Genomic DNA, 13,800 nt, shown 5'->3' with positions numbered 1-13,800 from the left:
CGCGTGTCGGACGCCCTGGCCGTGCATGCGGCCGCGGCACCGACCAGCATCGTCTTCGACGTCGGCGGGGTGCTCTATGACTGGCACCCGCGCTATCTCTACGAAAAGCTGATCGACGATCCGGCCCGGCTCGAGGATTTCCTCAGCCGGGTTGTCACGCATGAGTGGCATTTCCAGCACGACGAAGGCCGGCCGGTTGCGGAGACCAGCGCCGAACTGATCGCGCGCTTTCCCGAACATCGCGAACTGATCGAGGCATATAACCCGCGCTGGCTGGAGACGATTCCCGGCCCCATCCCCGGCATGATCGACCTGGTCGACGAGATCGCCGCCGCCGGCATCCCGCTCTACGCCATCACCAACTTCAGCCATGAATTCTGGCCGCGTTTCATCGCGACCGCGCCGGTGTTCCGCCATTTCCGCGAAATCGTGGTGTCGGGCGACGAGCGCATGGTGAAGCCCGACCCGCGCATCTTCGCGCTGGCGAAGGCGCGCTTCGGCGTGAGCGACGGCGAGGCGCTGTTCATCGACGACCGCGCCGACAATGTCGCCGCGTCGGAAGCCGCCGGCTTCGTCGGTCATGTGTTTGACGGGGCGAGCAACCTCCGCGCCCGACTGCGCGAGCTAAGGCTGCTCGGCTAACTCTGTGGGTCGGCCTGCGGCGGCGCCAGATCGGGCCGCGTGGCCTTCTTCATCACCTCGGACCAGATCGGCTGTCCCCGCGTATCGCGCGGCACTTCGCCGAACGACTGGGGCTTAGTCGCACAGCCGGCGATCACTGCGGCGCCGGCAAGGACGATCGTCCACCTCAGCATGAAATCTCCCCGAATTTTCTTATGAAGTAACTACTAAACTAGCGGTTCATGCTTTTGCAACAAAGTGTGATTGAGCCGGCCGCCGGCCGGATGTGTCGGAAATCATTTCGGTCTCCCCCTTCCCAACCTCTTGCTGCGCTGCAATAGTTCCGGTGGGGAAACAAAGGGGTCCAGCCATGCGGTGGTGGCGGTTAGCGATCGTGGCGGTCGGGCTGGCGGGCGCAGCCGCGCCGGCGCAGGAAACGCAGCCGGCCTTGCTGTCACCGCCCGCCGCGGCCCCGACCACCGCCCCCGCGCAGGTCAGCGTCGCGCCGCCGCAGGACGATATCGCCGGCTTCGTCGATGGCTATATCCGCGCCGCCGTCGACCAGCAGGGCCTGCCCAGCGCCTCGATCGTGCTGGTCCGCGACGGCCGCATCATCCTGTCGAAAGCCTATGGCTATGCCGACCTCGAGAAGCGCTTGGCCGCCAGCACCGACGCGACGCTCTATCGTCAGGCCTCGATCTCCAAGCTGTTCACCTGGCTGCTGGTCATGCAGCTGGTCGAGCAGGGCAAGCTCGACCTCGACCGCGATGTGAACACCTATCTCGATTTCCGCATCCCGCCCGCCTTCGGCAAGCCGATCACCCTGCGCGACCTGATGACCCACACCCCCGGCTTCGACGAGCGGCTGCGCGGCGTGTTCGATCCCGGCGTGCCGAAGCCGATCCGCCAGACGATGAGCGGCAACATCCCTAGCCGCGAATATGCGCCGGGCACCACCATGGCCTATTCCAACTATGGCGCGGCGCTGGGCGGCTATATCGCCGAGCGGGCGGCGGGCGTGCCGTTCGAGCAGCTCGTCGAAGATCGCATCTTCCGCCCGCTGCGCATGACCCGATCGACCTTCCGCCAGCCGGTGCCTGCCTCATTGGGCGGCGCGGTGGCGAAAGGCTATCTGCCCGGCAGCCGCGAGGCGCTCGACTTCGAATGGGTGGCGACGACCTCGGCGGGCGGCATGTCGGCGACGCCTGCCGACATGGGCCGCTTCCTCGCCATGCTGGCGGGCGGCGGCGCCTTGAACGACGTTCGCATCGTGTCGCCGCAGTCGATCGCCACGATGATGCGGCTGCAGCGCCCCGTCGCGGCGGGCGCCTCGGGCGGCTATGGCCTCGGCTTCATGGTCGGCGAGCACAAGGGCGTGCGCCACGCGGGCCACGGCGGCAACCTCGCCGGTACCGCCACCTATATCGGCGTGCTGCCCGATCACGGCATCGGCTGGTACGTCGCGTTCAACGGCCAGGGCGCGAACGGCAACGCCGCCAACCGCGTGCGCGGCGAGCTCGGCCGCCTGATGGCCGACCGCTTCGCCCGCCAGCAGGTGCCGCTGCGCCCGATCCCCGCGGCGCAGTCGACCGCGAAGGACGCTGCCGGCATCTACCTGTCGGCGCGGCGCATCCATCACGGCTTCCTGAAGCTCGCCGACGCGCTCGGCTATGTCGAGGTGACGCCCGAGAAGGACGGCGCGCTGACCGTCTCGACCGCCAAGCGCAGCGACGGCTCGCTGCGCCGCTGGGTGCCGATCGCACGCGACCGCTTCGCCGAGGAGGAGACCGGCTCGCCGCTTGTCCTCGTGCGCGGCGCCGACGGCCGGGTCACGCGCATCGGCGGCGAGATGCTGTCGCCCGTCGCCGTGCTGGAGCGCGCACCCAACTGGGTCGGCTCGGCCAGCATCATCCTCGGCGCCGCGATGGGCGTCATGGTGCTGGCGGCGCTCAGCGTGCCTGCCGGCTGGCTGCTGCGCAGCGGCTACCGCCGGCCGCAACTGCCACGTTACGGCCTGTCGCGCCGCACGCTGCCGCTCGCCCGCCTCGGCGTGTGGATCGTCGTCGGTGTCGCGGTGGCGTGGATCGTCTACCTGACCCGGGCCGAGCAGGAGATCGCGCTGCTGACCAGCGCGTCCGATACCAACCTGCTGCTGCTCCGCATCGCCACCGGCCTTGGTGCGCTGATGCTGGTCATCATCCTGATCGACGGCATCATCGCCTGGGGCGACCCGACGCGCGGCTGGCCGCGCCGGCTGGGCGTCATCGCCACCAGCGCATCGGCGGTGCTGCTGCTGTGGGCGATCGTCCAGTTCGAGCTGCTGACCTTCGGGCTCAGCTTCTAGCGCCGACCGCCCGCTTCCAACCCCAATCCGTCATTCCGGCGAAAGCCGGAATCCAATCCGACCGTCCGTCTGGATACCGGCTTTCGCCGGTATGACGATGGTGAGGAAACGGCGCCTCGCGCCCTACTTGCTGTAGCCCTTCAGCTCGTCGCCCGTCAGGCGGGCGGCGTGGAGGACGTTTGTCGAGCCCGGGGTGCCGAACGGCACGCCGGCGATGACGATCAGCCGGTCGCCCGCCGCCGCCATGCCGGTGCGCAGCGCCATGCGCTTCGACTTCGACAGCATCTCCTCGAAGCTGTCGACGTCGCGGGTGTGGACGGCGTGCACGCCCCAGACCAGGCCGAGGCGCCGCGCCGTCGCCAGCTTCGGCGTCAGCACGAGGATCGGCACCGGCGGCCGCTCGCGGCTGGCGCGGCGGGCGGTCGAGCCCGAGGTGGTGAAGCAGCAGATGGCGCGCGCGCCGATCGTGCGGGTGATGTCGGCGGCGGCGGCCGACAGCGCGTCGGCGGTGGTCGCCTCGGGCAGCGTTTCGGTGAAGTGGACGCGCTCGGCATAGGAGGGGTCCGCCTCCACCTGCCGGGCGATGGCATCCATCATCGTCACCGCCTCGATCGGATAGTCGCCCGCCGCGCTCTCGGCGGACAGCATCACCGCGTCGGCGCCATCGTACATGGCGTTGGCGACGTCGGACACCTCGGCGCGGGTCGGCGTCGGGGCGGTGATCATCGATTCGAGCATCTGCGTCGCGACGACCACCGGCCGGCCCATCCGCCGCGCGGTCTGCACGATATGCTTCTGCACCGGCGGCACTTCCTCGGGCGGCAGCTCGACGCCGAGGTCGCCGCGCGCCACCATGACGGCGTCGCAGATTTCGACGATCTCGATCAGCCGCTCGACGGCGGCCGGCTTCTCGATCTTCGCCAGCAGCGCGGCGCGCCCGGCGATCAGCCGCCGCGCCTCCGCCACATCCTCGGGCCGCTGCACGAACGACAGCGCGATCCAGTCGGCATGCTGCTCGAGCGCGAAGGCGAGGTCCTTGCGGTCCTTCTCGGTCAGCGCCGCCATCGGCACCACCACGTCGGGGACGTTCAGCCCCTTGTTGCTCGACAGCTCGCTGCCCGCCTCGACCACCGTATCGATGCGCGTCGGCGAGGCAGCGGTGATGCGCAGCGCCACCTTGCCGTCGTTGAGCAGCAACCGCGCGCCGGGGCGCAGGGCGGCGAAAATCTCCTTGTGCGGCAGGTGCACGCGCGTCTCGTCACCCGGCGTCTTGTCGTCGTCGAGGACGAACTTCGCGCCCTTCTTCAGCACCACCGGCTTGGCGAAGGCGCCGACGCGCAGCTTCGGCCCCTGCAGATCGACGAGGATCGTCATCGGCCGCCCGAGCTCCTTTTCGAGCGCGCGGATGTGGCCGATCACCTTGGCATGCCCCTCGTGGCTGCCGTGGCTCATGTTGATGCGGAACGCGTCGGCGCCGGCGAGGTAGAGCTCGCGGATCATTTCCGGCGTGTTCGAGGCGGGGCCCAGCGTGGCCAGCACGCGGACCTTGCGACGGCGCGGCTCGATATGGGTGGGCAAGATATGGCCTCTCGGGCTGGTTCGGGGGCGGCGTAGCTCTATACTGCTCAGCGAAGCTTGCAACCGGAGGAACGTGATGCCCATCGACGAAGCGACCCGCGAACGGCTCGAAGCGGCGGCTTTCCGTCAGCTGGTCGCCCATCTGCGCGGCCGCATCGACGTACAGAACATCGATCTGATGGGCCACGGCGGCTTCTGCCGCAACTGCCTGTCCGACTGGCTGTTCGATGCCGCCTCGGCCGACGGGCTGGCGCTGACCAAGGACGAGGCCCGCGAGTGGGTCTATGGCATGCCCTATGCCGACTATAAGGCGAAGCATCAGGCGCCGGCGACCGACGAGCAGCTCCGCCGCATGGACGAGAGCCTGCAGAAGAACGAGGCCTACCGGCAGGCGCTGCTCGACGAGGAGCTGGACGAGAGCTTCCCGGCCAGTGATCCTCCCAGCCAGACCCAGCCAGGGCGCTGAGCGCTTCCATTCCGTCGTTCCCGCGAAGGCGGGAACCCAGTCCGTCAAACAGCGTGTCGGCTTCGCCGGCGCATTCCTTATGGGCTGGATCCCCGCCTTCGCGGGGATGACGATGAATGGGGATGGACGCCCTCCCCCGCCCCGCTAAGGTCCGCTCCAAACCATAATCTCAAGGGGAGTTGGGCATGAAGCGGATGATGTTGGGCGCAGCAGCAGCGATGGCGATCGCGGCGGGCGTGACAGCCTGGGCACAGGCGCCCGCGGCGGCACCGGCCGAAGTCGTCACCTATATTCAGGCGGGCGCGCTGCTCGACAAACCCGGCTCGCGAGCGCGCGGCAATTCCACCATCGTGGTGCGCGGCGGCAAGATCGCCGAGGTGCGCGACGGCTTCGTCGGCGGCGAAGCGGGGTCGAAGGTCGTCGACCTGCGCGACAAGTACGTGCTGCCCGGCCTCATCGACATGCACGTGCACCTGTTCTCGACCGGTCGCCCGCTCGAGAGCCGCCTCGCCGCCTCGTCGCAGGACAATGAGGACGACGCGTTCGAGGGCATGCGCAACGCCAGGCGCACCCTGATGGCGGGCTTCACCACCGTGCGCGACCTCGGCAGCGAAGGCCCGGCGATCATCGCGCTGCGCGACACCATCGCCAGCGGCGACCTGCCCGGGCCGACCATCGTGCCGGCGGCGCGGATGGTCTCGGTGTCGGGCGGCCACGGCGACGTCAACGGCTACAACCGCACGCTGACCAAGGCCTATATGGCCGAGCGCGACAATGTCTGCGACGGCGCCGACGACTGCCGCCGCGCGGTGCGCCGCCAGGTCAGCCACGGTGCCGAAGTGATCAAGTTCGCCGCGTCGGGCGGCGTCGGATCGAACGTCGCGGGCGGCCTCGGCCGGCAGATGTTCGATGACGAGATGAAGGCGATCGTCGACACCGCGCGGCTGTTCGGCCGCAAGGTGACGGCGCACGCGCACGGCGCCGACGGCGTCAAGGCGGCGCTGAAGGCCGGCGTCGATTCGATCGAGCACGGCTCCTACATCGACGACGAAGCCATCGGCATGTTCAAGTCGGGCAAGGCCTATTTCGTGCCGACGATGCTCGCCTTCCAGTCGGTGGTCGAGCAGGCGAAGCGCGGCGAGCGGCCGGTCGCCTCGGCCAACAAGGCGTTCGAGGTCGAGAAGATCGCGACCAAGAACATCAGCCACGCCATCAAGTCGGGCGTGCGCATCGCCTTCGGCACCGACAGCGGCGTCGGCGTCCACGGCATCAACGCGCGCGAGTTCAAGCTGATGGTCGACGCCGGCCTGCCGCCCGCCGAGGCCGTGAAGTCCGCCACCGTCAACGCCGCCGACCTGCTCGGCCGGTCGGCGCAGATCGGCACCATCGAGGTCGGCAAGGACGCCGACATCATCGCGGTGACCGGCGACCCGGTGGCCGACGTGACGCGCCTGCAGACCGTCGACTTCGTGATGAAGCGCGGCACGGTGCACAAGCTGACGGGGAAGCAGGTGCTGGTGGACTGATCAACAGCCCTGAATGCACATGACATCGTCATCCCCGCGAAGGCGGGGATCCATTACCGCCGACGCCTGAGTTAATGGATCCCCGCCTTCGCGGGGATGACGATGAAAAAAAGGAGCAGGGCTCTCCGCACGCAAATGCCGTCATCCCGGCGAAAGCCGGGATCCATACCAACGGTGGTGTGGATCCCGGCCTTCGCCGGGATGACGCATGTTTTGGGTTTGGGGCTAAGCGGCGCTGCGCTGCCTCGCGCCGCCGCTACATCCGCTTCGGCTGGGTGAACACCCGCGTCACCTCCGGTTCGAAGCTTTCGAGCGGATCGACGTTGAAATCAGGATCAAACGCCGGGGCGTCCCATTCGTCGACCAGCCGCTCGGCGGTGGCGAACCAGGGTTCGTCCTTGAAGCGGTCACGCTTGTTCGCCGGCTGGCCGAGATATTCGTAATAATAGCGACCCTGGAAATCCTGGTGCCAGTAGATGGTGTGGTACAGGTCTTCCGAGACGTAGGGCTTCAGCATCTCGGCGGCGATCGGGCCGTGGTTAGGGATTGAGAAAAGTTTTCCCAAGTCGTGACACAGGGCCGCGACGACCTCCTCGTCGCTCGCCCCCGCCCGCCGCGCCAGGGTCGCTGCCATCAGGCTGTGGGTCAGCTGGTCGGCGGCGAAGCCGACCTCGATGTCCTTCAGCCGCGCAAGGCTTTCCATGATCTGCCGCGGCGCGGCCGACTTCTGGTGCTTGCCATGTTCGGCCGCGATATGCGCCCAATCCTGCGGCGTTCCTTCGAGCATCGTCGTGAACATCGGCGCATCCCTCTCTGCAACGGGCCCAATATAGGCCTGCCGGCGCCTCAGACGAACCCGAGATTTTTGTTGGTGTAGTTGACGATGTTCGGCAGCACCGTCGGCAGGTCGCTTTCGGCGACGCCGAACCAGCTGGCCAGGGTCGCGGCGTACTGGTCGACCGACGTCGTCGGGATGAAGCGGCCGAGGCCGAGATCGTCCGGGCCGTTGTGCGCCATCGTCGGCGCGGTGCCATAGAAGCGCTTGCCGTTGACCGCACCGCCGACGACGAAGTGCGTCGCGCCCCAGCCATGGTCGGAGCCGTCGCCGTTGACCGAGATGGTACGGCCGAAGTCCGACGCGGTGAATGCGGTCACCTTATCGGCGACCCCCAGCTGCACCGTCGCGTCATGGAAGGCCTTCATGCCCGCGGCGACACGCCCCAGCAGCGTCGGATGAGTGCCGTTCAAGGCGCTATGGTTATCGAAACCGCCCATCGACACGAAGAACACCTGCCGCTTGGCGCCCAGTTCCTGGCTGACTGAGATCAGCCGCGCGACGACGCGGAGCTGGTCGGCGAGCGAGTTGTTGGTCGGGAAGATGTCGGTCATCGCGGGCGCAGCGCCCAGCGCCGACGTCACCTGGCTGTAGGCGTCGAGCGAGCGCTTCGCGACCTTGGCATGCTCGTCGGCGATCAAATTTCCGGTCGGCGCCGCCATGATGTTGCGCAGCGCCTGATTGGCGACCGTCGAGCCGAAAAGCTGGCTGCGGTTGCCATTGAGCGCGATCGGCCCGCCGGTCGACACGGCGTACTGCACCGCCGTCTGGCCCGACAGGTACACCGCGTTGCCGCTGGCGTTGATGCAGGTCAGCGTCGAGGTGCCGTTGCCCGCCTGGAACAGGTCGCCCATGCGCCCACCCCAGCCCGACGGCGCGCCTTCGACGGCGCCGGCCTGCCAGTAGCTGGTCTGGTCGTTGTGCGAGAACAGCTTCGGCGGGATGCGCGCGCTCTTGGCCTGATATTGCTGCTTGGTCAGCGGCTCGATCAGCGTGCCGGTGTTGAGCATCACCGCCATCTTGCCGGCGTCGAATAGCGGCAGCAGCGGCGCCAGCGCCGGCGCCAGCGCGAACTGCAGGCCGCCCGGCAGCGCGGTCGACGGATTGAGCAAGGTCGGCGTCAGGCTGCCGCGCGCGGTGGCGAGGCCCTGCCGCAAGGTCGCGTAGCTGTTGTAGTTGGTCTGGTCGTACGGGACGAGCGTGTTACCGTTGTCGTTGCCGCCGAACAGGAACACGCAGACCAGCGCCTTGTAGTCGGCCGCCGTCGCCGCCGCCGCCTCGCCGATGCCGGCGAGGTTGGTGACGAACGAGCCGGCGGTGCCCATCAGGCTGAAGGCGCCCGCGCGCTTCAGGAAGGCGCGCCGCGATTGATTGTCGGTCATGACCGCGATTTCCTACTTCAGGACCAGATATTCGGGCGACGCCATCACCAGCATGATCGCGGTGTAGAGGCGGTTGTTCGGCCCGGTCAGCGTGGTGTTGTCGATGCTGTCGACCGCCTGGACGATCTGCGCGACGGTGGTGGCGTTCACCTGCCCACCGGCCAGCACGATATTGATGTCGTTGACCAGCGAGGCGGAGGTGGCAGTGCGCGTCAGCCAGTCGGTATACTCGGCCTTCACGTCGCCGGTGCCGTTCTGGATCAGCCCCATCATATAGTTGAGATAGCCGAACACCGACGGCTCGTTGGTGATCTGCATCTCCGGCGCGACCATCTTCTGCGTCGCGAGACTGCTGTTCGGCGGCGCGTAGCCGGGCCGGAAGAAGTTGAACACGCTCGGCGCATGACCGGCGCCCTGCCCCAGCCGGTTGGTCGGGTTGCTGGTGTCGCCGATCGCCCAGGCGCCCGACGGCGAGGTGACGCCGAAGGCGCGCGCCCAGCCGGTCAGGCGGGTGACCGGTTCGCGCAACTTGCCGGCGTTCGCGCTCGCCATCGCCGTCTTGCTGCGCGCCTCGTCGTCGAGGAGGATCGCCTTCACCACCGCGGCGAGGTTGCCGCGCACGCCGGCGCCGTCATTCTCGAACTTCGCCGAGACGCGCGCGATATAGGCCGGCGACGGGTTGCTGGTGACGAGGCGCTGGATCAGCGTCTTCGACACGAAGGGCGGGCAGTTGGCATGCGCGAAGATCGCATCGAGCGCGAGCCGCAGGCTGTCGGCGCCCGCCGTCCCGGCCGGGATCGTGGTGCCGAGGAAGGTCTTCACGCCCATCTCATGCTGGTTGGCGTTCGGTACCAGCGGCCGGCCGTAGCGGTCGGGGATGGTGTTGTCGGTCGAATCGAGGTTCCAGCCGGTGAACACGCGGGCGAGGCCGGAGACATCGTCCTGCGTGTAGGTCTCGGCGGCGCGGTCGCCTTCCATCTGGACGCTGCCGTCCGAATTGAGTTTCTGCGGCCCGAGCGCGAACAGCTGCATCAGCTCACGGGCATAATTCTCGTCGGGAATCGTGCCGCGCTGCGTGTTCGCCTTGTTGTTGCCGAGGAAGGTGAGGAACTGCGCCATCGCCGCGTTGGTCGAGATCTTCTCGAGCAGAGTGCGGAAATTGCCGAAGGCGTTGTCCCACAAAATGTCGATGAACGCGGCCATCGCGAACTGGCGCCAGCTGCCGCCGACCTGATCGATGCTGACCACGATGAAATCGAGGAGCGCGAGGCCGACGCGCTGACGCAGCTGATCGGGCGAGGAAATGAACTGCTGCCACATCGCCGGGTCGAAGCCGGCGGTGTTGCCCTGGTTGGCGATGACGTTGAAGCCGTTCGCCACCAGCCAGTTCCAATGGCTGGTGGGGCGCGCCATCGCGATCTGCTCGTCGATCCAGGCGGGAATGCCGATCGACAGCACGCGGTCGACCTCGGCGCGGTTGGCGCCCATCGCCGACTGGCCGAGGAAGCGGCCCATGTCGGCGGGCGTGGGCGGCGGCGGGCCGGTGGGCGCCGCGACCTGCGGGCCGCTCGACCCGCTGCTCGAACCGCCGCCGCCACCGCAGGCAGCAAGCATCAGCGCCGCCGCAGTCAGCGCCGCGGCCGGCGAAGCGGACAAGGTTGCACTGTCGGCGGTCATGTCCGCCGCTGCCGACGGCACAGCCGTCAGCGACTCCTGATCAAGGAGAAGCTCGTTCATGTTGAGGGACCCCCCGATGGTCCAGGCAAACGCCGGCGCACCCCGCCCGGCTGTTAACCAGGGTTAAGCACTAACCAGATTCGGGATTTTTAGACAATAGGTGGAATTACGGTGTGTTGATGTCACGATCGATCAAGTCGATCTCGCGTGACTGTCAAGCCACAATTCGTTTCGGAGGCGTTTTTACTTAATCGAAAATGAACGATTACTTGTTATCGCCTCGAAACGAGATTCATTCCGCCGCCGAACGCTCAACGACGAGTTCGCGGTACTGCTTGCGCAGCGACACCTTGTCGATCTTCGCCGAACCGAGCTTGGGCAGCGGCTCCGCCGAGACCCAGAGCTTTGCCGGCACCTTGAAGGCGGCGAGGCTGTCACGGGTGAAGTCGATGAGCGCCGCCGGCTCGACCATCTCGCCTGGCTTCAGATAGACGACTGCGCCCACGATCTCGCCCAGCCGCTCGTCGGGCAGGCCGAACACGCAGGCCTCGGCAACGGCCGGGTGGCCGTAGATCGCGGCTTCGACTTCCTGGCAGGAGATATTCTCGCCGCCGCGGATGATGATGTCCTTCTTGCGGTCGACAATATAGAGGTAGCCGTCCTCGTCGAGGCGCCCGAGATCGCCGGTGAGGAACCAGCCGTCGGCGGTGAACGCCTTCGCCGTCTCGACGGGCTTGCCCCAATAGCCGCGGACGTTGGCGACCGAGCGGATGCACACCTCGCCGATCTCACCCGCCGCCAGCGCATTGCCGTCATCATCGGCGATTTTGATCTCGACCATCGGCTTCGAGGCGCGCCCCGTGGAGGCGGGCTTGGCGCGATAATTCTCGCGCAGATTGCCGGCGCCGACGCCGTTGGTTTCGGTGAGGCCATAGCCGATCGCCGGATGCTTCCCCGGGAAGGCCTCGGCCAGCCGCTCGACATGCTCCGCCGGGCGGGCGGCGCCGCCACCGGCGATGTCGAGCAGCGTCGAGATGTCATATTTGTCGCGGTCGGGATGCTGCATCAGCTCAAGGCTCATCGTCGGCACGCCGACGAAATAGGTCGCGCGCTCCTTCTCGATCAGCTTCAGCGCATCGCCCGCGTCCCATTTGTGCATGATCACCATGCGGCGGCCGATGGCGATCGACACCAGCAGGATCGGCACCGACCCGGTGATGTGGAACAGCGGCACGTTTAGCAGCATCACCTGCTGTTCGGGCAGCGACACGCCCGCCGTCTGCGCCAGCTGCAGCATGGCGAGGCCCTGCACGAGGTAGTTCATCGCGCCGTGGACGACGCCCTGATGCGTCGCGACCGCGCCCTTCGGGAAACCCGTCGAGCCCGAGGTGTACATGATCGTCGCATCGTCCGACGGGGCGATCGGCGACAGATACCAGGGCGTCGGCGGCGAGCTGGCGAGCAGATCCTCCAGCCGGCAATCGCCCAGCTCGTCGGCGACACCAGCGCCGGTGCGCACGGTGACGACGGGCGTGCTGAATTTATCGAGCGTGGCGAAGCGGCGGGCGCGCTCCTCGTCGGCGATGATGAGGCGCGTCCCCGAATCCTCGGCGCCGTAGCGCAGCTCTTCCGGCTGCCACCAGGCGTTCATCGGCACCACCACGGCGCCGAGGTGCAGCAGGCCGACGAAGGCGGCGATCCATTCGGGATAGTTGCGCATCGCGATGGCGACGCGGTCGCCCTTGGCGATGCCATATTTGTGCTGGACCGCCGCGGCGATGCGAATGCCCTGCTGGTAGATGTCAGCGAAGGTGTAGCGCTCGTCGCGATAGACGACGAACTCCTTGTCGGCGTTCGCCTGAAGGAAGAAGCCGAGATATTCGCGCATCGACGGCGGCGCGCCCTTGAAGACCGGCAGGTCTACGCCGCGCACGGTGGCGGTCGTCACCTCGAGCTGCGCGCCCGGCGCGATCAGCACCTCCACGGTGGCATCAAGCGCCTTGTCGAGCTCGCTCAGCATCCCCAGTCCCTCCCCCGGTCCTTTATCGTTTCACCACGCTACACCTGATCGTCATCCCCGCGAAGGCGGGGACCCAGTCCAGCGACAATATTGCCCGCCGCTGGCGGGCGCTCATTGAAGGGCTGGGTCCCCGCCTTCGCGGGGATGACGCAAAAGAGAGGGCGGCGTCAGTACCCCATCAACCGCGCCATGCGATCGCCATGGAAGGCGATGTCGCCGAAGGTCTCCATGCCGGCGCGGGCGCGCTTCATGTAGAAGCCGATGTCGAACTCGTCGGTCATGCCGATGCCGCCGTACATCTGCACCGCCTCGTTGGTGGCGAGCTTCGCCACTTCGCCGGCCTTGCCCTTGGCGAGGCTGACGAACAGCGCCGGATTGCCGCCCTCGTCGAGCGCCTGCAGCGCGCGGAGGGTCGCCGATCGCACCAGCTCGATCTCGCAGAACAGGTGCGCGGCGCGGTGCTGCAGCGCCTGGAAGCTGCCGATCTTCACGCCGAACTGCTCGCGCTGCTTCAGATAATCGACCGTCTGGCGGAAGCTCTCCCCCGACACGCCGAGCAGTTCGGCGGCAAGGCACGCGCGGCCGGCGTCGAGCACCTTCTCGAGCACCGCCCAGCCGCCACCGACCTCGCCGAGCACGTCGGCGCCATCGACCTGAACGGCCTCGAGCGTGACGCGCGCGGCGTTGCGGCTGTCGACCATAACCGTGCGGTCGACCGTAACACCCGCGGCCTCGCGGTCGACGAGGAACAGGGTCAGGCCCTTGGTGTCGTCGATCTCGCCGTCGGTACGGGCAACGATGATCAGCTTGTCGGCGACATGGCCGTCGAGCACGAAATTCTTGCGGCCGGTCAGCCTGAAACCGTTGCCCGACGCCTCGGCGCGGGTTTCGACCTGGTTGGGCGTGTGGCGCGACTTCTCTTCGGCGGCGAGCGCGAGCAGCAGGTCACCGCTCGCCAGCTTCGGCAGCAGCGCCGCCTTCTGCTCGTCGGTACCCGCCGCGATCACCGCGGTGGCGCCGAGCACGGCGGTCGACAGCATCGGCGTGACGCTGAGGTTCCGGCCGATCGCCTCCTGCACGAGGCCGGCGGCGACGTAGCCGAGGCCGACGCCGCCCTGCTCCTCGGGCACGAGGATGCCGGCAAAGCCCATCTCCGCCATCGCCTTCCACAACTCACGGCTGAAGCCGGTCGCATCGTTCGCATCGCGCAGGCGCCGCAGTTCGGATACCGGCGCCTTCTCGGCAAAGAAGCCGTCCGCGCTGTCGCGGATCATCGCCTGCTCGTCGGTCAGTACGAGTGCCACTTCGATATTCTCCCCGTCTCTTCTCCCTCTCCCTAGAGGGGAGAGGG

Annotated in this window: 11 protein-coding genes; 4 read left to right on the top strand and 7 right to left on the bottom strand. The window is 67.6% G+C overall.

Annotated features, from left to right (window positions below; all coding sequences use genetic code 11):
- The first annotated feature begins 3 nt into the window (after positions 1-3).
- A complete protein-coding gene (locus ACFOMD_RS11795; RefSeq protein WP_380861572.1) occupies positions 4-642 on the top strand; it encodes an HAD family hydrolase in 639 nt (212 codons plus the stop codon).
- Here ACFOMD_RS11795 and ACFOMD_RS11790 read toward each other — a convergent pair.
- Positions 639-815: a hypothetical protein gene (locus ACFOMD_RS11790; protein WP_380861570.1), complete on the bottom strand. Its 177-nt coding sequence runs from the start codon at positions 813-815 to the stop codon at positions 639-641. The two genes, ACFOMD_RS11795 and ACFOMD_RS11790, sit on opposite strands and share 4 nt — an antisense overlap.
- A gap of 176 nt (positions 816-991) precedes the next feature.
- Between ACFOMD_RS11790 and ACFOMD_RS11785 the strand changes: the two genes are divergently transcribed.
- On the top strand, positions 992-2,965 hold the full coding sequence (locus ACFOMD_RS11785) for a serine hydrolase domain-containing protein (protein WP_380861568.1): 1,974 nt from the start codon (positions 992-994) through the stop codon (positions 2,963-2,965).
- Positions 2,966-3,088: 123 nt separating this feature from the next.
- Here ACFOMD_RS11785 and pyk read toward each other — a convergent pair whose 3' ends face one another.
- Complete coding sequence (pyk, locus tag ACFOMD_RS11780) at positions 3,089-4,543, bottom strand: pyruvate kinase (protein WP_380861566.1); 1,455 nt, start codon at positions 4,541-4,543, stop codon at positions 3,089-3,091.
- A 76-nt stretch (positions 4,544-4,619) separates the two neighbouring features.
- Here pyk and ACFOMD_RS11775 point away from each other — a divergent pair, with 76 nt between their 5' ends.
- Both ACFOMD_RS11775 and ACFOMD_RS11770 read left to right on the top strand, forming a co-directional pair.
- Complete coding sequence (locus ACFOMD_RS11775; protein ID WP_380861564.1) at positions 4,620-5,009, top strand: DUF1244 domain-containing protein; 390 nt, start codon at positions 4,620-4,622, stop codon at positions 5,007-5,009.
- Positions 5,010-5,194: 185 nt separating this feature from the next.
- Positions 5,195-6,535, top strand: coding sequence for a metal-dependent hydrolase family protein (locus ACFOMD_RS11770; protein WP_380861562.1), 1,341 nt, complete (start codon positions 5,195-5,197; stop codon positions 6,533-6,535).
- 256 nt (positions 6,536-6,791) lie between these two features.
- Here ACFOMD_RS11770 and ACFOMD_RS11765 read toward each other — a convergent pair whose 3' ends face one another.
- From ACFOMD_RS11765 to ACFOMD_RS11745, 5 genes are all read right to left on the bottom strand, one after another.
- Positions 6,792-7,334, bottom strand: a complete 543-nt coding sequence (locus ACFOMD_RS11765) for an HD domain-containing protein (RefSeq protein ID WP_380861560.1) — start codon at positions 7,332-7,334, stop codon at positions 6,792-6,794.
- A 47-nt stretch (positions 7,335-7,381) separates the two neighbouring features.
- Positions 7,382-8,752 carry a DUF1501 domain-containing protein gene (locus ACFOMD_RS11760; RefSeq protein WP_380861558.1) on the bottom strand — a complete coding sequence of 457 codons (1,371 nt, stop codon included), beginning with the start codon at positions 8,750-8,752 and terminating at the stop codon, positions 7,382-7,384.
- Positions 8,753-8,764: 12 nt separating this feature from the next.
- On the bottom strand, positions 8,765-10,489 hold the full coding sequence (locus ACFOMD_RS11755; RefSeq protein WP_380861557.1) for a DUF1800 domain-containing protein: 1,725 nt from the start codon (positions 10,487-10,489) through the stop codon (positions 8,765-8,767).
- Positions 10,490-10,721: 232 nt separating this feature from the next.
- The gene (locus tag ACFOMD_RS11750) at positions 10,722-12,449 is read right to left on the bottom strand and encodes a class I adenylate-forming enzyme family protein (RefSeq protein ID WP_380861555.1); all 1,728 of its coding nucleotides are present in this window, start codon (positions 12,447-12,449) and stop codon (positions 10,722-10,724) included.
- Positions 12,450-12,616: 167 nt separating this feature from the next.
- Complete coding sequence (locus ACFOMD_RS11745) at positions 12,617-13,753, bottom strand: acyl-CoA dehydrogenase family protein (RefSeq protein WP_380861553.1); 1,137 nt, start codon at positions 13,751-13,753, stop codon at positions 12,617-12,619.
- Between the last annotated feature and the right edge of the window lie 47 nt (positions 13,754-13,800).

Source organism: Sphingoaurantiacus capsulatus (assembly GCF_042648405.1).
Taxonomy (GTDB): Bacteria; Pseudomonadota; Alphaproteobacteria; order Sphingomonadales; family Sphingomonadaceae; genus Sphingoaurantiacus; species Sphingoaurantiacus capsulatus.
The sequence above is the reverse complement of the archived record's forward strand: the minus strand, read 5'-3'. Positions and strand labels throughout refer to the sequence as shown.

Excerpts from the sequence above, each read along its gene's own strand:
- ACFOMD_RS11790 (WP_380861570.1), bottom strand. The coding sequence starts at position 815 with ATGCTGAGGTGGACGATCGTCCTTGCCGGCGCCGCAGTGATCGCCGGC.
- ACFOMD_RS11785 (WP_380861568.1), top strand. The coding sequence starts at position 992 with ATGCGGTGGTGGCGGTTAGCGATCGTGGCGGTCGGGCTGGCGGGCGCA.
- ACFOMD_RS11775 (WP_380861564.1), top strand. The coding sequence starts at position 4,620 with ATGCCCATCGACGAAGCGACCCGCGAACGGCTCGAAGCGGCGGCTTTC.
- ACFOMD_RS11770 (WP_380861562.1), top strand. The coding sequence starts at position 5,195 with ATGAAGCGGATGATGTTGGGCGCAGCAGCAGCGATGGCGATCGCGGCG.
- ACFOMD_RS11765 (WP_380861560.1), bottom strand. The coding sequence starts at position 7,334 with ATGTTCACGACGATGCTCGAAGGAACGCCGCAGGATTGGGCGCATATC.
- ACFOMD_RS11760 (WP_380861558.1), bottom strand. The coding sequence starts at position 8,752 with ATGACCGACAATCAATCGCGGCGCGCCTTCCTGAAGCGCGCGGGCGCC.
- ACFOMD_RS11755 (WP_380861557.1), bottom strand. The coding sequence starts at position 10,489 with ATGAACGAGCTTCTCCTTGATCAGGAGTCGCTGACGGCTGTGCCGTCG.
- ACFOMD_RS11750 (WP_380861555.1), bottom strand. The coding sequence starts at position 12,449 with ATGCTGAGCGAGCTCGACAAGGCGCTTGATGCCACCGTGGAGGTGCTG.